This is a genomic window from Paraburkholderia fungorum, from assembly GCF_046027215.1.
Lineage (GTDB): Bacteria > Pseudomonadota > Gammaproteobacteria > Burkholderiales > Burkholderiaceae > Paraburkholderia > Paraburkholderia fungorum_D.
Genome location: NZ_JAQQEN010000003.1, coordinates 396,963 through 417,644 on the forward strand (window position 1 = coordinate 396,963; position 20,682 = coordinate 417,644).

The 20,682-nt window shown below is 62.5% G+C and carries 19 protein-coding genes; 17 read left to right on the forward strand and 2 right to left on the reverse strand.

The window, feature by feature from the left end; all coding sequences use genetic code 11:
- Nucleotide 1 precedes the first annotated feature (1 nt).
- A complete protein-coding gene (gene accB, locus PQR27_RS37610) occupies nucleotides 2-499 on the reverse strand; it encodes an acetyl-CoA carboxylase biotin carboxyl carrier protein (RefSeq protein WP_408528731.1) in 498 nt (165 codons plus the stop codon).
- Nucleotides 500-647: 148 nt separating this feature from the next.
- On the opposite strand from accB, the gene PQR27_RS37615 reads away from it, so the two are divergent.
- The 17 genes from PQR27_RS37615 (at nucleotide 648) to PQR27_RS37695 (ending at nucleotide 19,281) form a co-directional block, all read left to right on the forward strand.
- The gene (locus tag PQR27_RS37615) at nucleotides 648-872 is read left to right on the forward strand and encodes a biotin/lipoyl-binding carrier protein (RefSeq protein WP_408528732.1); all 225 of its coding nucleotides are present in this window, start codon (nucleotides 648-650) and stop codon (nucleotides 870-872) included.
- Between the two features lie 35 nt (nucleotides 873-907).
- Nucleotides 908-1,660 (forward strand): GntR family transcriptional regulator, encoded by a 753-nt coding sequence (locus PQR27_RS37620; RefSeq protein ID WP_408528733.1) that lies wholly within the window; start codon nucleotides 908-910, stop codon nucleotides 1,658-1,660.
- Nucleotides 1,657-3,234 (forward strand): class I adenylate-forming enzyme family protein, encoded by a 1,578-nt coding sequence (locus PQR27_RS37625; protein WP_408528734.1) that lies wholly within the window; start codon nucleotides 1,657-1,659, stop codon nucleotides 3,232-3,234. The genes PQR27_RS37620 and PQR27_RS37625 overlap by 4 nt, the downstream gene beginning before the upstream one ends.
- Nucleotides 3,231-4,826 (forward strand): acyl-CoA carboxylase subunit beta, encoded by a 1,596-nt coding sequence (locus PQR27_RS37630; RefSeq protein WP_408528735.1) that lies wholly within the window; start codon nucleotides 3,231-3,233, stop codon nucleotides 4,824-4,826. Before PQR27_RS37625 ends, PQR27_RS37630 begins: the two co-directional genes overlap by 4 nt.
- Before the next feature lie 122 nt (nucleotides 4,827-4,948).
- Nucleotides 4,949-6,541 carry an acyl-CoA carboxylase subunit beta gene (locus PQR27_RS37635; RefSeq protein ID WP_408528736.1) on the forward strand — a complete coding sequence of 531 codons (1,593 nt, stop codon included), beginning with the start codon at nucleotides 4,949-4,951 and terminating at the stop codon, nucleotides 6,539-6,541.
- A gap of 70 nt (nucleotides 6,542-6,611) precedes the next feature.
- Nucleotides 6,612-7,928: an MFS transporter gene (locus tag PQR27_RS37640; protein WP_408528737.1), complete on the forward strand. Its 1,317-nt coding sequence runs from the start codon at nucleotides 6,612-6,614 to the stop codon at nucleotides 7,926-7,928.
- A gap of 98 nt (nucleotides 7,929-8,026) precedes the next feature.
- Nucleotides 8,027-9,304 (forward strand): adenosylmethionine--8-amino-7-oxononanoate transaminase, encoded by a 1,278-nt coding sequence (bioA, locus tag PQR27_RS37645; protein ID WP_408528738.1) that lies wholly within the window; start codon nucleotides 8,027-8,029, stop codon nucleotides 9,302-9,304.
- Nucleotides 9,304-10,488 (forward strand): 8-amino-7-oxononanoate synthase, encoded by a 1,185-nt coding sequence (gene bioF / locus PQR27_RS37650; RefSeq protein WP_408528739.1) that lies wholly within the window; start codon nucleotides 9,304-9,306, stop codon nucleotides 10,486-10,488. The genes bioA and bioF overlap by 1 nt, the downstream gene beginning before the upstream one ends.
- Complete coding sequence (gene bioD / locus PQR27_RS37655; protein WP_408528740.1) at nucleotides 10,485-11,216, forward strand: dethiobiotin synthase; 732 nt, start codon at nucleotides 10,485-10,487, stop codon at nucleotides 11,214-11,216. Before bioF ends, bioD begins: the two co-directional genes overlap by 4 nt.
- A 35-nt stretch (nucleotides 11,217-11,251) precedes the next feature.
- A complete protein-coding gene (bioB, locus tag PQR27_RS37660; protein ID WP_408528741.1) occupies nucleotides 11,252-12,283 on the forward strand; it encodes a biotin synthase BioB in 1,032 nt (343 codons plus the stop codon).
- Nucleotides 12,280-12,531: a hypothetical protein gene (locus PQR27_RS37665; RefSeq protein ID WP_408528742.1), complete on the forward strand. Its 252-nt coding sequence runs from the start codon at nucleotides 12,280-12,282 to the stop codon at nucleotides 12,529-12,531. Before bioB ends, PQR27_RS37665 begins: the two co-directional genes overlap by 4 nt.
- 209 nt (nucleotides 12,532-12,740) lie before the next feature.
- Entirely contained in the window at nucleotides 12,741-13,802 is a 1,062-nt protein-coding gene (locus PQR27_RS37670; RefSeq protein WP_408528743.1) for a catalase family peroxidase, read from the forward strand.
- The gene (locus tag PQR27_RS37675) at nucleotides 13,799-14,332 is read left to right on the forward strand and encodes a cytochrome b (RefSeq protein WP_408528744.1); all 534 of its coding nucleotides are present in this window, start codon (nucleotides 13,799-13,801) and stop codon (nucleotides 14,330-14,332) included. Before PQR27_RS37670 ends, PQR27_RS37675 begins: the two co-directional genes overlap by 4 nt.
- Nucleotides 14,333-15,149: 817 nt before the next feature.
- Nucleotides 15,150-15,854 (forward strand): GntR family transcriptional regulator, encoded by a 705-nt coding sequence (locus tag PQR27_RS37680; RefSeq protein WP_408528745.1) that lies wholly within the window; start codon nucleotides 15,150-15,152, stop codon nucleotides 15,852-15,854.
- 78 nt (nucleotides 15,855-15,932) lie between these two features.
- Nucleotides 15,933-17,345, forward strand: a complete 1,413-nt coding sequence (locus PQR27_RS37685; RefSeq protein WP_408528746.1) for an MFS transporter — start codon at nucleotides 15,933-15,935, stop codon at nucleotides 17,343-17,345.
- A gap of 31 nt (nucleotides 17,346-17,376) precedes the next feature.
- A complete protein-coding gene (locus PQR27_RS37690) occupies nucleotides 17,377-18,255 on the forward strand; it encodes an isocitrate lyase/PEP mutase family protein (RefSeq protein WP_408528747.1) in 879 nt (292 codons plus the stop codon).
- 486 nt (nucleotides 18,256-18,741) lie between these two features.
- Nucleotides 18,742-19,281, forward strand: a complete 540-nt coding sequence (locus PQR27_RS37695; protein WP_408528748.1) for a cysteine hydrolase family protein — start codon at nucleotides 18,742-18,744, stop codon at nucleotides 19,279-19,281.
- 288 nt (nucleotides 19,282-19,569) lie between these two features.
- Here PQR27_RS37695 and PQR27_RS37700 read toward each other — a convergent pair whose 3' ends face one another.
- On the reverse strand, nucleotides 19,570-20,340 hold the full coding sequence (locus PQR27_RS37700) for a TetR/AcrR family transcriptional regulator (protein WP_408528749.1): 771 nt from the start codon (nucleotides 20,338-20,340) through the stop codon (nucleotides 19,570-19,572).
- Nucleotides 20,341-20,682 lie beyond the last annotated feature (342 nt).

Genomic DNA, 20,682 nt, shown 5'->3' on the forward strand with positions numbered 1-20,682 from the left:
TTCAACCCTCCTGCGCCGGCTTGATCAACATCACGATCTGGTCGTGCTGCACCGGTTTGCCGTCGCTGATCAGAATGCGCTCGACTGTGCCGCCTGCATGGGCCTGGACCGAGTTGAACATCTTCATGACTTCCACCAGACACACAGTGTCGCCTGCCTGCACCACGCTGCCCACTGCAACGAATGGCGGCTGATCGGGACTCGGGCGCAAATAAAAGGTACCGACCATCGGGGCTCTGACCGCGATCAGGCCCGGGGGCGCTTCTGCCAGCGGCGCCTCGACTTCGGCCACGGCCGTAGGCGCGTCGGCGGCGGGCGTCGCCGCCTCAATCGCGCGAACGACTGCAGCCTGAGTCGCCGGCTGGCGTATTGACCTCACGGCGCCGGGTTTGCGAGCGTGAAGCTCGAATTCACCGACCGTAATGTCTAAGGATTCGAGATTTGCGGCGGTATCGAGAATCTCGAGGATGCGACGTACGTCGGCATGGGAAAGCGTCATAGCTTATCTCCGGGTTATCGGAAGTGTGCGCGCCTTTCGTCAGCGCATGGCGTATTTAAACATGATCACATTAAGATTGTCTACAATCATAATGTAGAATATAGTGTATGGCATCCGACGTGGGTCGGGCTACGTTGAGGGACTTCACATGACAACAGAGACGATTCGATCCGATATCACCGGCACGGTGTGGAAGATCGTGGCGGAGCCGGGCGCTGCGCTCGAGGCTGACGACACAATCATGATTCTCGAATCCATGAAGATGGAAATTCCGGTTATCGCGCCCGAAGCGGGACGGGTGGTCAAGCTGCTCGTCGCCGAGGGCGAGCCGGTACGCGAGGGTCAGGAAATAGCGGTGTTTGAAGAAGAATGAGTGCCGTAAAAAATTCAGGCGAGGATTCGCGGGCATTGGCCGCCCTGAAGGCGGACTTGCCGCCAGGGCGCGCCAGAGTGGCGGGTCGTCAACTGAAGACTCTGCCGGAACAGATCGCCGAAAGGGTCTTCATGGCCATAGCGAGCGGCGAGTACGCGCCGGGCGAGCGCATCCGCGAGGAGATGCTCGCGGAGAAGTTTGAAGTCAGCCGAGGTCCCGTGCGTGAAGCGTTGCGAATCCTGGAGCGGGACGCGGTCGTTCACATCCTGGCCAACCGCGGCGCACGCGTCACGCAGTTGTCGATCAAGGAAGTCAACGACATCTTCGAGATCCGGCGCAAGTTATCCGGCGTCATGATCGGCCGGCTGACTGTTGCGGAGGCGGGCGTGCTCGCGACCGCCATTGAGGTGGACATTTGTGCGCTCGAAGCGCTGGCGCAGCAGCCGGATCAAGCCGCCACCTACTTCGACACCACATTCCGCCTGAGCCGCACCCTGCGCGAATCATGCGGTAACGAGCGTTTGGCCGAGATCCTCGGCTCGCTAGCGCGCCAGACATTGCGCTACACCCAATTGGGCCTGGCCACCCCGGCAAGACGCAAGGAGTCGGCACGCAATTGGCGAACCATGCAAAACGCGCTGAAGGCAGCAAACCTGAAAGCCGCCGTCGTGGCGGTCGAAGACCTTATTTGCGCGTCGCAGCACGAAGCCATCAGGCAGCTGCAAGTGAACAACATGCGACATGACGCGGGCAACGCGGTCAGCCAGACACAGGAGACTCTTCAATGAACTCGAAAAGAATCGCAGGGTATGCCCTGTCGTGGGCCGCGGGGCAATTTCGCGACCGGCCCGCGGTCGTATTTCGCGACCGCAGCTTCAGCTATACGCAGATCGAACGGCGCAGCAATCAACTGGCCAACGCGCTGATCGGGCTCGGCCACGGTCCCGGTGAGCGGCTTGCAGCTCTCCTTAACAATTCGGTTGAGAGCATCGACAGCCAGTTCGGTGCTGAAAAGGCGGGGCAGACCTACGTCGCCCTGAACGCGCGTCATACGCTTCGAGAACAGGCGGGGATTCTCAATGACGCGGAGGTGTCAGTGCTGATCGTCGGCGTTGAATTCCGTGAATTGGCGCTGCAGCTCAGATCTCTTGTTCCGTCACTGCGTCACGTGATCGGAGTAGGTTGGCGTGATGCCGATGTACTCGAGTTCGATGCGCTTCTGGCCCGCGCGTCAGACCAGGCTCCGCAACTCATGGTACCCGACGACCTGCTGCTGAGGATCGCCTACACGTCGGGCACGACCGGCCAGCCGAAGGGCGTTGCCTACAGCATTAAACGCTTCGAGGCGCGTCTGGCGAATCATTTCAGCGCAATGGAATACGGCCTCGGTGTCGACGATGCGATGCTCCATGTGGGGCCGCTTACGCACGCGGCCGGCGTGCACCTGCTGCCGTGCTACCTGCGGGGAGCGCGCAACATCGTGGCCGACCGCTTCGATGCCGAAGAGGTGCTGGCGCAGATCGCGAGGGATCGCATTACGCAGTTGATGGTCGTACCGACGATGCTGAACCGCCTGCTGGAAGCGCTGGCGGCTGACCCGTCAGCCGACATCTCAGCGTTGCGCCGCGTGCACTACGGGACCGCGCCCACGCCGACGAGCACAATGCACGAGGCGTTGGAGCGGCTCGGCCCGATCCTGCGCCAGCAATACGGCATGACCGAGGCCGTCCAGCCTCTGTGCGTGCTGTACCCGCACGAGCATCTGGAGAATGGCCGGCCCTCTGGGCGCATCAAATCGTGCGGCCGGCCGGCCATGAACGTCGACGTCACGGTGCGCGACGCCGATGGTCGTGCCTTGCCGACCGGCGAGGTGGGCGAGATTGCGCTCGCACACCGCGGCATCGGCGAAGTCGCGTTCTGGCGCCGGCCTGACCTGGAGCGTGAATCGATCCGCGACGGGTGGTATTACAGCGGCGACCTTGGCAGCTTCGATGACGAAGGCTTCCTCTACATCGTGGGCCGCAACAAGGACATGATGATCAGCGGCGGCTTCAACGTCTACGCACGTGAAGTCGAGGATGCACTGCAGACACATCCGGCCGTCGCTGAGGTGGCCGTGCTCGGCCTGCCGGATGCCGAGTGGGGGGAGGTGGTCGCTGCATTCGTCGTTCGCCGACCCGGGAAAACAAGCGATACCAACGCGCTCGCGCAGCATTGCGCAGGGCTAATCGCCGGTTACAAGAAGCCGCGTGTGATCGAATTTGTCGACGCGCTACCGCGTAATCACGCCGGCAAAGTGACCAAGAACGATTTGCGCGACGCCTACCTGGCGCGCCGTCCCAATGGAGTAACTTCCAAATGAACACAACGCAACCATCCCAGCCCACAGCGGGCGAGTGGACCGAGGACCTGAACGAACTGGCACAGCGTCGCGCGATCGCGCACGAGCTGGGCGGAGAAGAGCAGGTGGCGCGCCATCACGCTCAAGGCAAGCTCACGGCGCGCGAGCGCATCGATCACCTGCTCGATGCCGGCAGCTTCGCCGAGATCGGCGTGCTGGCGGGTGCCGTCAAATACGGTGCGGATCGCAAGCGGGAGCATTTCACGCCCAGTAACGCTGTTGTCGGCATTGGCAGGATCGATGCCCGGCGAACCGTAGTCGCAGCTGACGATTTCACGATCCGCGCCGGCTCATCCGAAGGTTCCGTGTCGGAGAAGTGGATCTATGCCGACCGCTACGCCTGGGAATACAAACTTCCGATCGTGCGCATGGTTGATAGCGCCGGCGGCAGTGTCAAGCTACTCGACAAGCTCGGCCATACCAAGATTCCCGGCTACGCCATGCTGCCGATGACGCAACTGCTTGGCGCAGTGCCGGTAGTGGGCATCGCACTGGGCGCCTGCGCAGGCCTCGGTGCCGTGCGCGTCGGCTCGGCGCATCTTTCCGTCATGATTCGCGGCAAGAGTCAGGTATTCGCCGGCGGCCCACCCGTCGTGAAGCAGGCGCTGGGCCTCGATATCGACAAGGAGGGGCTCGGTGGCTACGACGCGATGCATCGCTTCAGCGGCGCGGTGAGCCTCGCCGTCGATAGCGAAGAAGAAGCATTGCGGGTCACACGGCGCTTTCTTTCTTATCTCCCCAGCAACGTGTGGGAACTGCCGCCCCGCGTGGCTTGCGAGGATCCGGTCGATCGCTGCGACGAATGGCTCAATCGGGCGATCCCAGCCGACAGGCGCAAGATCTTCCAGCCCCGCAAGATCCTGAAGGCGATCTTCGACGAGGGGTCGATCTTCGAGATGTCGCCCGACTTCGGCGGCTCGACCATCACCTGCCTAGCGCGTCTGAACGGCCACGCGGTGGGCGTGATGACGAATAATCCCATGGTGATGGGCGGTGCGCTGACGCGCGCTGCAGCCTTGAAAATGGCGCGCTTCGTCGACCTGTGCGACACCTTCCACTTGCCCATCATCAATCTGGCCGATCAGCCGGGCGTCATGACCGGTCCCGACGCCGAACGCGAAGGCACGCTTTCAGCCGCATTGCAGGCCATGCATGCGATCGAGCAATCGGGCGTGCCCTGGCTGGCAATCGTGTTGAGGCGCTGCGTGGGCCTCGCCGGTGCCATGCTGAGCCCGTGGCACGGGCCATCGGGCACCGCGCTGCCGAACCGCTATGCGTGGCCGTCGGCGCGCTGGGGTTCGATTCCGGTCGAGGGCGGCGTCGCGGCGGCCTATAAGCAGGACATTGCTGCTGCCGCCGACCCGGTCGCGCATCGCCTCGACCTCGAGGCGCACTACCACGCAATCTCGTCGCCCATGCGCACGGCCGAACGCTTCGGTGTGCTCGACATCATCGAACCTGCGACGACGCGGCCGTTGCTGTGCGCCTGGGTCGAAGATGCTTATCAGGCGACAAGCCGCCGCCTCGGCCCTGTTGGCCGGACGATGCGCTGAACGAGGAGAATTGCCATGAAATCCTATCGACTGTTCAACTGGCAGACCCCACCACGCCTGGTGGAGTGATGAAGCGGCGTCCAATCAGTTGCAGGACGCCTGAAACCAGACAAGGATCCCACGTGAATTGTGCTCTCGCCCCGGTAGGCCCTGCCTCCGATGACCCAGTTGCCGACCTCGGCACGTATGATGAACAACGCGCACAGCTGGACGCCCGTGTCCGTGTCGCCCTCGCGATGGGTGGTGCGGCCAGGCTCGAGCAGCGCCGCGCCACCGGCAATCTGAACGCACGCGAACGCATAGAGCAACTGCTGGACGCAGGCTCGTTCAGCGAAACCGGCATGCTGGCTGTGTCTGTACTGCCCGCCGACCGCGACACCTCGCCGGCCGATGCCAAGATTACCGGCACCGGTCGCATCGAAGCGCGGCGCGTGGCCGTCGTGTCGAACGACATGACGGTCAAGGGCGCGTCGTCGTCGGCCGTCAACATGCGCAAGATCAGCCGTCTCAAGGAGACTGCCACCCGCAACGGTATGCCGTTGATCTTCCTTGGCGAGTCGAGCGGCTCGCGGGTGCCTGATAGCCTGGGCGCGGAAGCAATGTCTGCTGCGGGTCAGGATCCGCAGCAGTATTGCCGCCGCCGCGAAACGCCGTGGGTCAGCGCCGTGCTCGGGCCATGCCTGGGTTCATCGACCTGGTACACCTGCCTCTCCGACTTCGTGGTGATGCGCAAGGGCGCGTTCCTCGCCGTGTCGAGTGCGCGGGTCACCTCGCTTGCGATTGGTGAAACCGTGGACCCCGAAGAACTGGGTGGCTGGAAGCTGCATGCGGAGCACACGGGGTTAGTGGACATGGTGGTCAACAGCGATGCGGAAGCACTGGCAGCGATTCGCCGCTTCCTGAGCTATCTGCCGTCGCATGCAGGCGCGCGCCCTCCCAGCCTGCCGCCAGCGCAGGTTGTTGCGCCCGACGCGAACAGGCTCCTTGAACTCGTACCGGCGGCGCGCAGCAAGACCTACGACATGCGCAAGGTCATCGCCGGCATCGTCGATGAAGGCAGCTTCTTCAACCTGAAAGATCGTTTTGGCCGCGCCGCTGTGACCGCATTAGCCCGTCTGAACGGCGAAAGCGTGGGGATCGTCGCGTCGAATCCGATGTTCAAGGGCGGTGCGATGGACCCTGAGGCCTGCCGCAAGGTCAGCTCGTTCCTGGTGATGTGCGATTCGTTCAATATTCCGCTCATTTTCCTGGTCGATACGCCGGGCTTTCTCGTCGGTATCGAGGGCGAGCGCAAGTCCGCGCCCGCGCACATCATGAACATGATCCACGCCGTGCAACTGTGCAGCGTGCCCAAGCTGTCAGTGATCATACGCAAGAGCTACGGGCAGGCCTACATCAACATGGGCGGCGGCCGCAACAGCGACGAGGTGGCGGCCTGGACCAGCGCGGATGCCAGCTTCATGGATCCGCAGATCGGTGTCAGCGTGCTCTACGGCATCAAGCGGGAGGACGATCCCGCGCGCTTCGATCAGTTGAAGGCCGAACTGACGCGCGACACCTCGGCTTACGCACTGGCCGGCGCGTTCGGCGTGCAGTCGGTGATTGCCCCGCAACAAACCCGGGCCTGGCTGATCGACGCCCTGGCCACGCATCGCCGTGAGCGCAGCGGTGGCATTGGCGAACATGAGATGCGATCCTGGCCGACGTACATCTGATCGTCCTTCGGTCCAGGCATACACAGCCGCAATCAGAGATTGCCGCAAAACAAATAAGGAGACTCTTGCTATGAAAACCACTTTGTCGGTCGTCGCAGCCGACTCTTATTCACCCGACTCTGCCCGAGTGCCGCGAGTTTATGCGTGGGCGGTATTCGCGCTCACATTCGGCCTGATGCTGTCCGATTACGTATCGCGTCAGTTAATCGGCGCGGTATTCCCGTCCCTGAAAGCCGAATGGGCGTTGTCGGATTCTCAGCTCGCGATGCTGGTGAGCGTGGTTTCGCTCGCCGTTGGCTTGTTGTGTGTGCCGATTTCGTTACTGTCGGATCGTTGGGGACGGGTCAAGAGCATCACCCTGATGGCCTTCGTGTGGTGTCTCGCGACAGTCGCATGCGGCCTGGCGCACAGCTACGCACAGTTGCTGTCGGCGCGGATCTTTGTCGGTCTTGGCGAGGCGGCCTATGGTGCCGCGGGTTGCGCATTGCTTGCGCACGTGTTTCCCCTCAGGCAGCGTGCCGCGGTGTTTGGCGCATTCCTTTCAGCGAGTCTGTTCGGCTCAGTGCTCGGTGTGGTCATGGGAGGCGCCATTGCGGCTCAGGCAGGCTGGCGGATGGCATTTTTCGCCGTGGGCGCGCCGGGCCTCCTGTTGGCCGTGGTCTATCCATTCGTGGTGCGTGACTATAAGACGGTCACACTGGCCGGCAGGGGAAAGGGGGGCACGGCGCCGAGCCGTTTGAGCATCACCCAGATTACGCGTGAAGTGTTTGGCGCACGCTCGGGCAATCTGGCGTATCTCGCGAGTGGACTGCAAATGGCAATGCCGGCGATTCTGATTGCCTGGTTGCCGACGTATCTCGGTCGCTACAACGGCATGGACGTGAAGAAGGCCGCGTTGATGGCGGGGGTGGCGATATTGGCCTCAGGCGTCGGCATGATTTTCGGTGGCGGCCTGGCAGATCGGCTGAGTAAAGCTCACCCGCGGCGCCGGGCGTTGGTGCCGGCAGTCTATTCGGCGCTGTCGGCGCTCGTATTGATGCTCGCGTTTGCGTTGCCAGCGGGCCCGTTAGGGCTGGGTTTGATCTTCCTCGGCGCATTGTTCGCCGCCGCGCACGGAGGATGTGCCGGGGCCATCGTTTGCGATGTCACCCATCCTGGCGTGCGCGCAACGGTGACGGCGGTGATGTCACTGGCCAACAACCTGATCGGCCTCGCGCCGGGTCCGTTGATCGTCGGCTTGCTGTCGGACTTTTTCGGGCTAAAGCTTGCGCTGACGCTGGCGCCGGTAATGGCGCTTGCGGCGACGATCTGCTTCCTTCTTGCCTCGAGGAGCTACGAAGCTGACGTGGCACGCATTCTGGCAAGTGGGACACAGGAAGCTGCCTGAATGCCGCACACGCATAACATGGAGTTATTTTGAACACAGAAGCTAACCAAGACTGGGTTGCGCGATCACTCGCTGCCGTCTGGCACCCCTGCACCCAGATGAAGCACCACGAGCGCCTGCCGTTGATCCCGGTCGCGCGCGGCCAGGGCGCGTGGCTCTACGACCGCGCCAACCATCGTTATCTGGATGCCATCAGCTCGTGGTGGGTCAACCTCTTCGGCCACGCCAATCCGCGTATCAATGCAGCGCTGAAAGACCAGCTCGATACGCTCGAGCACGCCATGCTCGCCGGCTGCACGCACGAACCCGCGATCGAACTCGCCGAACGCCTCAGCGCCCTCACGCACAACACGCTCGGTCACGCGTTCTTCGCGTCTGATGGCGCGTCAGCCGTCGAAATCGCGCTGAAGATGAGCTTCCATTCGTGGCGCAATCGCGGCTTCGCGGACAAGCAGGAATTCGTCTGCATCGCCAACAGCTATCACGGCGAAACCATCGGGGCGCTCGGTGTCACCGATGTCGCACTCTTCAAGGATGCCTACGACCCGCTGATCCGTCACGCGCACGTGGTGACGTCGCCCGACGCACGCCTCGCACAACCCGGTGAAACCGCCGAAGACGTCGCGCGCCGCGCGCTCGATCACGTTCGCGCGCTGTTCGACGCGCGTGCCGCGAAAATCGCCGCGCTGATCGTCGAGCCGCTCGTGCAATGCGCGGCCGGCATGGCCATGCACGACGCGTCCTATATCGCGGGCCTGCGCGCGCTGTGCGATCAGTACGGCGTGCATCTGATCGCCGACGAAATCGCGGTCGGCTGCGGACGCACCGGCACGTTCTTCGCCTGCGAACAGGCAGGCATCTGGCCGGACTTCCTGTGTCTGTCGAAAGGCATCAGCGGCGGCTATCTGCCGCTCTCGATCGTGCTCTCGCGCGATGAGATCTTCGAGGCCTTCTATCACGACGACACCGCGCGCGGCTTCCTGCACTCGCACTCGTACACCGGCAATCCGCTCGCCTGCCGCGCGGCGCTCGCCACCCTCGATCTGTTCGCGAGCGACAACGTCCTCGCCGCCAACGCGCAGAAGTCCGCGAAGCTGAAGGCCGCACTCGCGCCGCTCGCGCAACACAGGCAGGTGCGCCATCTGCGTCAGTGCGGCACGATCTTCGCGTTCGACGCCGTGATCGACGACGCCCAGCACGCCCGAACATTCTCGCGCCGCTTCTTCGAAAACGCGTTGCAGCGCGAACTGCTGCTGCGCCCGATTTCGACCACGGTGTATCTGATGCCGCCTTATATCCTCGACGACGAAGAGCTCGCGCTGCTCGCCTCGCGCACCCGCGAGACCTTCGAAGCGACGCTCGCGGAGACCCGCTAATGCATTTGCTCGACACGCTCACCCAAGGACTCAAGGACATCGACGAACGCGGCTTGCGCCGTCGCCGCCGCACCGCCGACACGCCGTGCGCCGCACACATGACCGTCGATGGCCGCGCGATCATCGGCTTCGCAAGCAATGACTATCTCGGCCTCGCAGCGCATCCGCAACTGATCGCCGCGATCGCCGAAGGCGCGCAGCGCTACGGCGCGGGCAGCGGCGGTTCGCATCTGCTCGGCGGGCATTCGCGCGCGCACGCGCAACTCGAAGACGATCTGGCTGAATTCGCCGGCGGCTTCGTCGACAATGCGCGCGCGCTCTACTTCAGCACCGGCTACATGGCGAATCTGGCGACGCTCACCGCGCTCGCGGGACGCGGCACCACGCTGTTTTCCGATGCGCTGAATCACGCGTCGCTGATCGACGGCGCACGCCTGTCGCGTGCCGACGTGCAGATCTATCCGCACTGCGATATGGAAGCGTTGAGCGCGATGCTCGACGCCTCGGATGCCGAAGTCAAAGTGATCGTCTCCGATACGGTGTTCAGCATGGACGGCGACATTGCCCCGCTGCCGCGTCTGCTGGCGCTCGCGGAACAGCACGGTGCGTGGCTGATCGTCGACGACGCACACGGCTTCGGCGTGCTTGGCCCGCAAGGCCGGGGCGCAGTCGCAGAAGCGGCATTGCGTTCGCCCAATGTGATTTCCATCGGCACGCTTGGCAAAGCTGCGGGCGTATCCGGCGCGTTCGTCGTTGCGCATCAGACCGTGATTGAATGGCTCGTGCAGCGCGCCCGTCCGTACATCTTCACGACCGCTTCGGTGCCCGCCGCCGCGCACGCGGTATCGGCGAGTCTGCACATCATCGGTGGCGAAGAAGGCGACGCGCGCCGTGCGTATCTTCGGCAGCTGATCGAACGCACGCGCGCGATGCTCAAGGCGACGCCGTGGCTACCGGTCGATTCGCATACCGCCGTGCAACCGCTCATCATCGGTGCGAACGACGCCACGCTGGACATCGCGGCCACGCTCGATCGCGCCGGTCTCTGGGTGCCGGCGATCCGTCCGCCGACCGTGCCCGCCGGCACGTCGCGGCTGCGCATTTCGCTGTCGGCCGCGCATTCGCACGCGGATCTGGACCGGCTTGAAGCCGGCTTGCAACAACTCGGGGTCAAAGCGGCATGAGCGGCTCGGGTCAAAGCGCGTTGTCCCTGTTCGTCACCGGCACCGATACGGAAATCGGCAAGACCTTCGTGTCCGCGGCACTGCTGCGCGGCTTCGTGCGCGAAGGCCTGCGAGCCGCCGCGATGAAGCCGATCGCGGCAGGCGCATTCGAAGTGAACGGGGTGCTGCACAACGAAGACGCGGATCAACTCGACGCGGCATCGAGCGTCCTGCTGCCGCCCGCGATCCGCACGCCGTATCTGCTGAAGGAACCGGCCGCGCCGCATATCGCCGCCGCACTGGAAAACGTCGCGTTCGACATCGGCCACATTGTCGATTGCCACGCCCAGGCGCTCACGCGCGCGGATATCGTCGTGGTGGAAGGCGTGGGCGGCTTTCGCGTGCCGCTGACCATCACCCAGGACACCGCCGATCTCGCGGTCGCGCTGAAGCTGCCCGTCGTGCTCGTGGTGGGCATGCGCCTCGGCTGCATCAGCCATGCGCTGCTGACCGCCGAAGCGATCGCCGCGCGCGGTCTGACGCTGGCCGGCTGGGTCGCCAACCGCATCGATCCGAACATGACGTTCCCCGACGAAAACATCGCGTCGATCCGCGAGCATCTCGCGCGTGAACACGACGCGCCGCTGCTCGGCATCGTGCCGCATCTGAGCCCGGCCTCGCCCGAGCTCGCGGCAGATCAACTCGACATCAATGGCCTTCTAAACACGCTGCGCGCCGCGCAGCGTTGAACCCTATCAAACATCCCTCCATGAGGATTGACGACATGACGCAACTGAACATCGCTCCGACGCCAGCCGACACGGCCGCCGCGCACAACCATGCCAATAACGACGCCGCCGGCGCGAAACCGGTGGCGCGCTGGCGCGTCGCCGACATCGTCGCGCTGTACGAACTGCCGTTCAACGACCTGATGTTCCGCGCGCAGCAAACGCACCGCGAACACTTCGACGCGAACACCGTGCAACTGTCGACGCTGCTCTCGATCAAGACCGGCGGCTGCGAAGAAGACTGCGCCTATTGCCCGCAGTCGGTGCATCACGACACCGGCTTGCAAGCCGACAAGCTGATGCCCGTCGACGAAGTGCTGGCCGCCGCGAAGGTTGCGAGGGAAAACGGCGCGACACGCTTCTGCATGGGCGCCGCGTGGCGTAATCCGAAAGACCGGCATCTGGAGCCGATCAAGGACATGATCCGCGGCGTGAAGGCCATGGGTCTCGAAACCTGCGTGACGCTCGGCATGCTCGAAAAGCACCAGGCACAAGGTCTGCGCGAAGCGGGCCTCGATTACTACAACCACAACCTCGACACGTCGCCGGAGTTCTACGGCCAGATCATTTCGACGCGCACCTATCAGGACCGCCTCGACACGCTCGAACGCGTGCGCGACGCGGGCATCAACGTGTGCTGCGGCGGTATCGTTGGTCTGGGTGAATCGCGCCGCGAACGCGCGGGCCTGATCGCGCAACTGGCGAACATGGAGCCGTATCCGGAATCGGTGCCGATCAACAATCTGGTGCAGGTGGAAGGCACGCCGCTGACCGGCACTGAAGCGATCGACCCGTTCGAATTCGTGCGCACGATTGCGATTGCGCGCATCACGATGCCGCGTGCGATGGTGCGTCTGTCGGCGGGCCGCGAGCAGATGGACGAAGCGCTGCAGGCGCTGTGCTTCCTCGCCGGTGCGAACTCGATTTTCTATGGTGACAAGCTGTTGACCACGGGTAACCCGCAGGCGGCGCGAGACCTCGCACTGCTCGATCGATTGGGCCTGCGCGTCCAAGGCGAAGGGATATGAGCACGCTGCCTTTGCTGGCCGAGGGCGCCTCGCCGCTCGGACGCCTGATGATCGACGACGACTTTCTGGAGAACCCCTATCCGACGTACCAGGCGTTGCGCGATGCCGGACCGATGCACTGGAGCGACGAGTTTTTCGGCGGCGCATGGCTGCTCACCCGGCCCGCAACAAACCAGGAAGGTAAATGCGCCGTCGCTGTGCGGACTAGCAACTTCTACCCAAATATCCAATCAGCGGCTTACGGGTGAGGTGCCGGGGAGAATCAATTGGCCTTTGGCCCTATACCGCTCCTATGGCCGTTCGACACTCGGCTCCGCCTGAGCGGGGCCGGCCGCTCACAGCGGGTTAGCAGTTTGCGAAGCTTGGCGGCAACTGGGCACGGCCCACCGATCAATGGCACTTTTGTCGCGGCCCTGCTAGATTTCTATTGAGCCGAATCATTGATCGGGAGAGATCGATGGCCGACAGACCGACTTCCAACGCGTCCACATTCCGTTCGCTGGTCCTGATTGCAGTCGTCGTGGTCGCGCTGGTCGCGGCCTTCGCCTTTACGGCCGGCTGGCTCTCTCCGGGGCGCCTGACGCCGGCAAAGATCGTCAACGCTCTGGCGCCGCCGGGCGGCCCGGCTCTCGGCCACCGGCGCAATCACGCCAAGGGCATCTGCTTTACCGGTAGCTTCGAATCGAACGGCGCGGCTGCGGCCCTGTCCAGGGCGCCAATGTTCGCGCCTGGCTCGTTTCCGGTCACGGGACGCTTCAACCTCGGTACGCCAGATCCCAACGCGCCGGACGCCACGGTTCGGGTACGCGGCCTCAGTCTGCGTATCGTCGCGCCGGATGGAAGCGAATGGCGCACGGCAATGATTGACCTTCCGTTCTTCCCGGTCGCCACGCCGGAGGCCTTTTACGGCCTGCTCAAGGCCTCGGCCAATAAGACCGACCCGGACGCCATGAAAAATTTTGCCGCCGCACATCCGGAATTTGGCAATTTTGCCGCATGGGTCGGGGGCGCGCCGTGGACGGGCTCTTACGCGCAGGAGCGGTACAACAGCCTCAATAGCTTCATCTTCACTAACGCTGCGGGACAGGACCAAGCCGTGCGCTGGTCCTTCGTGCCGGCCGCGCAGCCCGAGGCCGTACCCGTCGACCAGTTGAAGGAGCGTGGCGCCGACTTCCTCAACGCGGATATTACGCAGCGGGTGCACAGCGCGCCGCAACGATGGACACTGGTCGTCGTGGTCGCCAATCCCGGTGACCCGACCGCCGACCCCAGCAAAGCCTGGCCGGAAGATCGACGCAAGGTGGAGGCGGGTTCGCTGGTGGTCAACGCCATTGAACCCGAGGTTGACGGGCCGTGTCGCGATCTCAACTTCGATCCCACCGTCCTGCCGTCCGGTATGCACGTCTCGGACGATCCGTTTCCCGCCGCGCGCTCAGCCGCCTATTCCGTATCGTTCAACCGGCGGACCGCTGAGGATAAATACTATCCGCACCATCCGGCGGGAGGAGCCACGCCATGACCGCGACCCGCGATCGCTTCACACCGCTGCAGCGCGCTCTTCACTGGCTCATGGCGGTTTGCATTCTGGCGATGCTGTTCATCGGTGTCGGGATGGTGTCCACCACTCACCCCGATTATCTTTCGCTGGTGTCTATCCACAAGCCGCTAGGTATCGTGATTCTCGTGCTGGCGCTGATTCGCCTGGTGGTCAGGTTGACGCGCGGCGCGCCGCCGCTGCCGGCGTCGATGCCGGAACCGATGAAACTCGCCGCCCGCCTGTCGCATCTCGCGTTCTACATACTGATGATTGCGCTTCCGCTGATCGGATGGGGCATGCTGTCGGCCGCGGAGTATCCCGTCGTGGTGTTCGGGATACATTTGCCATTCATCCTGCCGCATAGCAACAGGTTGCACACGCTGCTCTGGAACGCGCACAGGGTGCTTGCGCTGTGCTTCTTTGCGCTGATCGTGCTTCATCTGGCGGCGGCGCTTTTGCACGCGCTGGTCAGACGTGACGGTGTCTTCCAGGCGATGGCGCCCTGGCGGTGAGGCGACGTAGAAAACAAGCGGCGCCGAACTCATAGCGAGCGTTTGCAAGTCCATGCGTTGCGTTTTGGCCGCCTGTTCAGATCGCAAACGGCAACAGTCGACAACCGGCTCAACTCGACCCGAAGGTACTCATTTGTCGAAGCCGGCGGCGGAAGTTCGCCGCTGCCGTCGACGAATGGCTGGTCCGAAGCGGTGAGTGGGCGTAACAAAATCGATGGACGAACGTCGACAAAGGCCGATGACTTGAGAGGCCGCACGGGTGGACGAATGACCGCTGGACCTTGACAACCGACCTCTAAACGCTTAGGAGAGTGAACGAACCGCGCTTGACGGCGGCGCTGCGCTCACGGCGTGACGCAATCGTTATCGTTCCAAGTTGTGAGCAAGTCGGCCGGTCAGCGGCCGTCCCGCACAGCGAAAACAATGGCGGGAACGCGGCGCGCGAGAACAGCGCGGCGTTGCGGGCACCGGCTGCCTGTCTCCCTCCTCGCCTACCTGCTGGCGGCCGTTGAGACGTTCGACAGCCGCAGCATCTCCTCTCGTAAAACCAGAGATGTCGCGCGCGCAATGCTGCCCCGGGTCGACGCCACCGAAAACAGCCGCATTTGCCCTTCACCAAGGTCAGCAGGCCGTCGACCATCCGGAAGGGGCTTCCTGACGATCCGCACTGCTCGTATTAGAGTCCCGCCGCGCAAGGCACGCTACAGGTTGCATTGCAAAAACCCGGTAAAGAACCCGCACTGCGGGAAATCCTCTACATCTCATCGCGTCGAAAATTGCATACAATGTGAGCCTAGATAGCCATACAGAGGTCAAAATGGCGCTTGATACTCAGACTTTGCATACAATTCAGAATGAACCAGTGCGTTCAGCGGATGACGTCTATACCGCGATCAAGGACGCTGTCACCAGCGGCCAATATGGCGCAGGTGAATATCTGCGCGAGGAACAGCTTGCCAAGAGTCTGGGGGTGAGTCGCACGCCGGTACGCGAAGCCTTGCGGCGTCTCGATGCCGATGGGTGGGTTGAAACGCGCCCGAACTATGGCGTGCGCGTGAAAGCGTGGACCTTGCAGGATGCACGCGAGATCTTCGAGGCGCGTCTTCTGGTCGAGCCCTATCTCGCCGGACGCGCGGCCTTGTCTATCGGTGTTTCCGACATCGGGCGTCTCCAGACGCTGGCTGATGCGATGCTCGCGATCACACAACGCCCATCCACGCCTCAATCCAGCGAAGCGTGGTTCAGCGCGAACGGAGAGTTCCACGCAATTATCACGGCCGCCGGGAACAACGCGCGCCTCGACCGCTCGCTCAAGTCGATGAAGGAAACGCCGCTCATCAAGTGGACCTTCGGCACGTATAGCGACGACGACCGCGTGCGCAGCGCACGCCAGCATTTCGAAATCGTTCGCGCGCTCGAACAGCGCAACGCCGCGTGGACGGAAGCAGCCATGCGTTGCCACATTCTTGCCGCTGAAAACGCAGTGCTCGACCGCCGCGACCGGGAGCATCCCGCCTCCTGATTCAGCATGGTTCGGGCAGCAACAGCATCACGAGCAGTCATTCGATAGTCGCGACGACGACAACACTGGAGACGACACATGCTGAGCACCGATAGCACAACCGTACGCACCGTAAGCGCCGGTGCACGTCTCGACCGATTGCCGATCTCACGCTTTCACAGGCGCGTGCTGTGGCTGATTGGCGGGGGCATGTTCCTGGATTCGTTCGACATTTACCTTGCCGGCGGCGTGCTCGGCGCGCTCGCAAAGACCGGCTGGTCAACGATGCACCTGAACGCGGCGTTCCTCTCGTCGACGTTCATCGGCATGTTGATTGGCGCGTTTACCGCCGGCGTGCTGGGTGACGCGAAAGGCCGCAAATTCACGTATCAATTCAATCTCGCAGTGCTCGGTCTCGCGTCGATCGCGGGCGCGTTTGCGCCGAACATGACGTGGCTGATTGTGTGCCGCTTTTTCATGGGCCTCGGCCTGGGCGCGGAGATCGTCGTCGGTTACGGATCGGTCGGCGAATTCATGCCGCCCACCGTGCGCGGAAAATGGTCAGCGTATCTGTCGCTCATCACCAACTCGGCGCTGTTCTTTTCGACGTTTCTCGGCTATCTGATCATCCCGTCGATCGGCTGGCGCGCTATGTTCGCAATCGTTGGCGTCGGCGCGATGATCGTGTGGGTCCTTCGCAAAAAGATGCCCGAGTCACCGCGTTGGCTCGAATCGAAAGGCCGCTACGACGAAGCCGAAGCGATCCTGCGCGCAGCGGAGGAGGAGTCGGCGCACAATTCAACGTTGCCGCCCGTCGTCAATGCGCCGTACACCGTCACCAGGAAAACCACGTTGCTGGAGCTCTTCGGGCCCTCGCAGATCCGCCGCACGTTCGTGTCTATCATCGTGCAGGTTGCGATCAACATGGTGATCTACGGCTTCATCGTCTGGGTGCCAACGTTCCTGATGAAACAGGGCATCGGCATGGCATCGTCGCTGGGCTATACGGCGCTAATGTCGCTCGGCGGACCGGCAGGCGCGCTGCTAGGCGTACTTCTCGCCGACAAGATCGGGCGCAAGAAGGGGCTCATCGCGGTGTCGGCGCTCGCGGCGGTGGTCGGCTGGCTATACGGGCATTCCACCGGCATCGAAATGGCGACGCTGCTCGGCTTCCTGCTGTTCACGCTCACGTATCTGATGGTGGCGTTGGGCATTGCGACCTACATCCCCGAGCTCTTCGCCACGGAGAACCGCATGCGGGCAAGTGGCATCGCGGGTTGCGCCGGGCGCATTACGGGCATCTTCGCGCCGCAACTCGTCGTCATGATGTACGCGACGGGCGGTGTGAAGGACGTGCTGACGATGATCATCGGCGCGCTGGTCGTGTTGGCGGTCGTCCTTGCAGTGTTCGGTATCGAGACGAATCGACGCTCGCTCGAGGACATTGCGCCTTCGATCGACACGAACGATGCACTGCCGGCGTCATCGCTTTCACATGAATCGCAACGTTGAAACTTCACTTCACTCGTTAAACAGGACACGTATGAGCGTCACACAGCAAAGCAAGCGTCAAGCGTTGAAAGCACGGTTCGCGCGCAGGGAGATTGTCACTGCGCCCGGAATCTTCGACATGATCTCCGCGAAGATGGCCGACTCAATGGGCTTCGAGTGCCTCTATATGACGGGCTTCGGCACCGTAGCGTCGTACCTCGGTCTGCCGGATGCAGGCCTCGCGACCTACACCGACATGGTCAATCGCGTCGCGGCATTCTGCGGCGGCACGAACACGCCGATGATCTGCGACGGCGACACGGGTTATGGCGGATTACTGAACGTCGCGCATACCGTCCGAGGTTATGAGCAAGCGGGAGCGGCAGGCATTCAACTCGAGGATCAGGAATTCCCGAAGAAATGTGGCCATACACCGGGGCGGCGGGTGATCCCGGTCGAGGATATGGTGCGCAAAATCAAGGTCGCCGTGGAAAGCCGCAGCGATCGCGATTTCCAGGTCGTCGCACGCACCGATGCACGTACATCCCTCGGCCTCGATGAAGCGCTGCGTCGTGGCGAGGCATATGCGAAGGCTGGCGCGGATGTGCTGTTCATCGAATCGCCGGAAAGTATCGAGGAACTCGAAACGATCGGGCGAACCTTCAATGTTCCGTTGCTGGTGAACGTCGTCGAAGGTGGACGGACGCCGCAGCTTGCGCCCCATGAGTTGCAGAAGCTCGGTTTCTCTCTCGCGATCTATCCGGCTTCAGGCTTTTTAGCCGTCGCGAAGGCGCTCAAGGAGATGTACGGGCAGATTCTGGCGCACAGGAGCACGGAAGCCGCCGTTGACGCGATGTATCCGTTCTCCGAGATGTGCGAGTTGATGGGTTTCCCCGAAGTGTGGGCGTTCGATCGCGCACACGCAGACTAAGACCTCGGCAGGGCATCCCTCTCGTTGCACCGCCCAGCGCCAGCATAGACTTTGACTTTGCGGTCGCCGCCATTTTTTGCGGCGCGCCGCACAAGAGACTTCAGCGGCCGATGAATTGTGGGACTGAGTGTCCAGCCGAACGGCCGTTGCGATCCGGAAGCTGTCGGTGATTTGTGCGGGCCTGAACGGCGGTTGAGGGTCGATTTTGGGCAAGTGCATCGGTCAGTAGCGGCCCCGAAGCGGTCATCCGTATTCGGCCGCTCGACCATCAGGTGTCTGAATGGTATGGCTGATAGAATTGTTTGGCCACGACGGCATGACGGTCGCGCGCCCTAAAGCCGACCCACCGTGAGTGCCGTATATCATGCAGGTTATATCGGAGAGTCTATGCGTAACGTTCGAAGAGCAGTGTGCGCACTGCTGCTCGCTTTACCCTTTTGCGGTATGGCACAAGCCGACATCATCGCGTCCTGGAAGTCAGTCCCGATGCCTCCGCCTCCAGAGTTGAAGACATTTACCGTTACCGATTCAGGTCATACCGCGCTATTGCTGCTCGATTTCGACACCAGTACCTGCAACAGCAAAGAGCGTCCCACGTGCGCGGCCTCACTGCCGTATGTCGCCAATCTGTTGAGCAAGTCGCGCGAGGCGAACCTTCTGATCGTCTACAGCCTGACCAGCACGGGCACACTGGCGGCGGTGCCGCCGGTTATCGCGGCCAAAGGTGGCGAGACGGTCGTGCAATCGGGCGTGGACAAGTTTTTCAACACCGATCTCGAAACGGCTCTGAAGAACAAGGGCATTCAAACCGTGATCGTTACCGGCACGATGGCACACGGCGCAGTGTTGTACACCGCAAGCGAAGCGGCGGTGCGCGGCTTCAAGGTAGTGGTCCCGACTGATGGCATGTCGAGCAAAGACCCGTTCGGCGAACTCTCGGCCGCGTGGATTCTAGCCAATGCGCCGGCCGGCGTGAGCAAAAACGTTACGCTGACTCGCTCCAGCATGATCAAGTTTTCACAGTAGGCGATTCTTCGTCTGCAAGATCTGTCAGCGCTATGCGGAGGAGTGCCGTGAGTTGCTCCTACGTCTCAAAGCCTGGCCTGAATTTATATAAGGGCCACATAGTGGAGCGTGGCCAACTGCGTCAGTCCGTGCCCGTTAAGGTTTATTCGACGCCTGCCGACATGCGCGGAGGCATGCACATTCTTGCGGCCGATGGCAGGCATCGAATAAACCTTAACGGTCGACGACTTCCACCATACGCGACGTTTCGTGTTTGACTGCACGGTCGTGACCAGGTTTGGCTTCCAATCAGCGGACGCGCGTTTTTGCTCGACAGACCTTGATTTCCGGCTTACCCGGAAACGGCAGCCGCGCAATTCTCTCCGCCTCTGCGCGCTTGAGTCCGAGTGCCTGTAGCACGACCGCCGCAGCGCGCTCGTCGAAGTTCTGTTCGTCGAGTCCAGATGCGTTTTGCCGCTCGACTACTGGTGTGACGCGGGCGGAAGAGTGCAACTCAGCGGCGATCGCCGCGAAGATGATGCCCGTAACGGAAATGAGACAAAGAAAGTGGTCCGAGACGACAAAGCGTTTCGCGGAAATGCCGCTTTGACTATCGCGCAGCAATCGCTGACCGAGACCCCAGTTCAGCGCATGCACTGAAAAACCCTCGCGGATCAGGAGCTGTCCCCACACCGGCTCGCGGCGGGCGCGCATCAGCGTATGGCGCACACAGACAGCGACCACTTCGGCCGGGTCGGACAGTCCGCTGGCCAGGCGGTCAAGCGAATCAGCGAACTCCTCGAACACCCACTCGACGAGCGCGGCGAAGATCCTTTCCTTCGACTCGAAGTGGTTGTAGAAGGAGCCGAAACCGACGTCGGCGGCCTCGGTAATGTCGTTGATGGCCACTAAACCCATCCCTTTTTCGGCCATCAGCCTGAGCGCAGCGTCGAGCAGGCGGGTACGAGTCTCTCCCCTGCGGCGGGCGCCGCGCGGCTGGCGCCCTTCGGTCGCCTCGGCCGGAGCCGGCAGCTTTTGCGTGCGCTGCCGGGTTGCACGGGAGTTCGGGGTATCAGGCATCGCGGCTCCAAATTTCAGTATCGTCACATGGTAGATTTTTACGTCATAGTTGACAATATAGTCAGTTATGGGTGTAATGTCATCTATCGCGAACGGCTCAGCGACCGCATGGACAGACGAATTGGGTTGCGACGGTACCTGGAACAGGGTGTTGCGGCGCTGAAGATGAGTCGTCCACGGCCGTCCAGATTCACCAGCGTCGGGCTTGAGGCGAGGATCTGTTTTGCGCTCGTTCTTTAGCTGCTTCGTGGGAGTGGCCGCGTGCGATGACGAAGTACGAAGCGTTGCAAGCTGCTTGTATCAGACGAAGCGAGTAGGAATGCTAAGTGATAAGCATGCCGA

Bases quoted from the DNA above. Each gene is read 5' to 3' on its own strand.
- accB (WP_408528731.1), bottom strand. From the start codon at position 499: ATGACGCTTTCCCATGCCGACGTACGTCGCATCCTCGAGATTCTCGAT.
- PQR27_RS37615 (WP_408528732.1), top strand. From the start codon at position 648: ATGACAACAGAGACGATTCGATCCGATATCACCGGCACGGTGTGGAAG.
- PQR27_RS37625 (WP_408528734.1), top strand. From the start codon at position 1,657: ATGAACTCGAAAAGAATCGCAGGGTATGCCCTGTCGTGGGCCGCGGGG.
- PQR27_RS37630 (WP_408528735.1), top strand. From the start codon at position 3,231: ATGAACACAACGCAACCATCCCAGCCCACAGCGGGCGAGTGGACCGAG.
- PQR27_RS37640 (WP_408528737.1), top strand. From the start codon at position 6,612: ATGAAAACCACTTTGTCGGTCGTCGCAGCCGACTCTTATTCACCCGAC.
- bioA (WP_408528738.1), top strand. From the start codon at position 8,027: ATGAAGCACCACGAGCGCCTGCCGTTGATCCCGGTCGCGCGCGGCCAG.
- bioF (WP_408528739.1), top strand. From the start codon at position 9,304: ATGCATTTGCTCGACACGCTCACCCAAGGACTCAAGGACATCGACGAA.
- bioD (WP_408528740.1), top strand. From the start codon at position 10,485: ATGAGCGGCTCGGGTCAAAGCGCGTTGTCCCTGTTCGTCACCGGCACC.
- bioB (WP_408528741.1), top strand. From the start codon at position 11,252: ATGACGCAACTGAACATCGCTCCGACGCCAGCCGACACGGCCGCCGCG.
- PQR27_RS37665 (WP_408528742.1), top strand. From the start codon at position 12,280: ATGAGCACGCTGCCTTTGCTGGCCGAGGGCGCCTCGCCGCTCGGACGC.
- PQR27_RS37670 (WP_408528743.1), top strand. From the start codon at position 12,741: ATGGCCGACAGACCGACTTCCAACGCGTCCACATTCCGTTCGCTGGTC.
- PQR27_RS37675 (WP_408528744.1), top strand. From the start codon at position 13,799: ATGACCGCGACCCGCGATCGCTTCACACCGCTGCAGCGCGCTCTTCAC.
- PQR27_RS37680 (WP_408528745.1), top strand. From the start codon at position 15,150: ATGGCGCTTGATACTCAGACTTTGCATACAATTCAGAATGAACCAGTG.
- PQR27_RS37685 (WP_408528746.1), top strand. From the start codon at position 15,933: ATGCTGAGCACCGATAGCACAACCGTACGCACCGTAAGCGCCGGTGCA.
- PQR27_RS37690 (WP_408528747.1), top strand. From the start codon at position 17,377: ATGAGCGTCACACAGCAAAGCAAGCGTCAAGCGTTGAAAGCACGGTTC.
- PQR27_RS37695 (WP_408528748.1), top strand. From the start codon at position 18,742: ATGCCTCCGCCTCCAGAGTTGAAGACATTTACCGTTACCGATTCAGGT.
- PQR27_RS37700 (WP_408528749.1), bottom strand. From the start codon at position 20,340: ATGCCTGATACCCCGAACTCCCGTGCAACCCGGCAGCGCACGCAAAAG.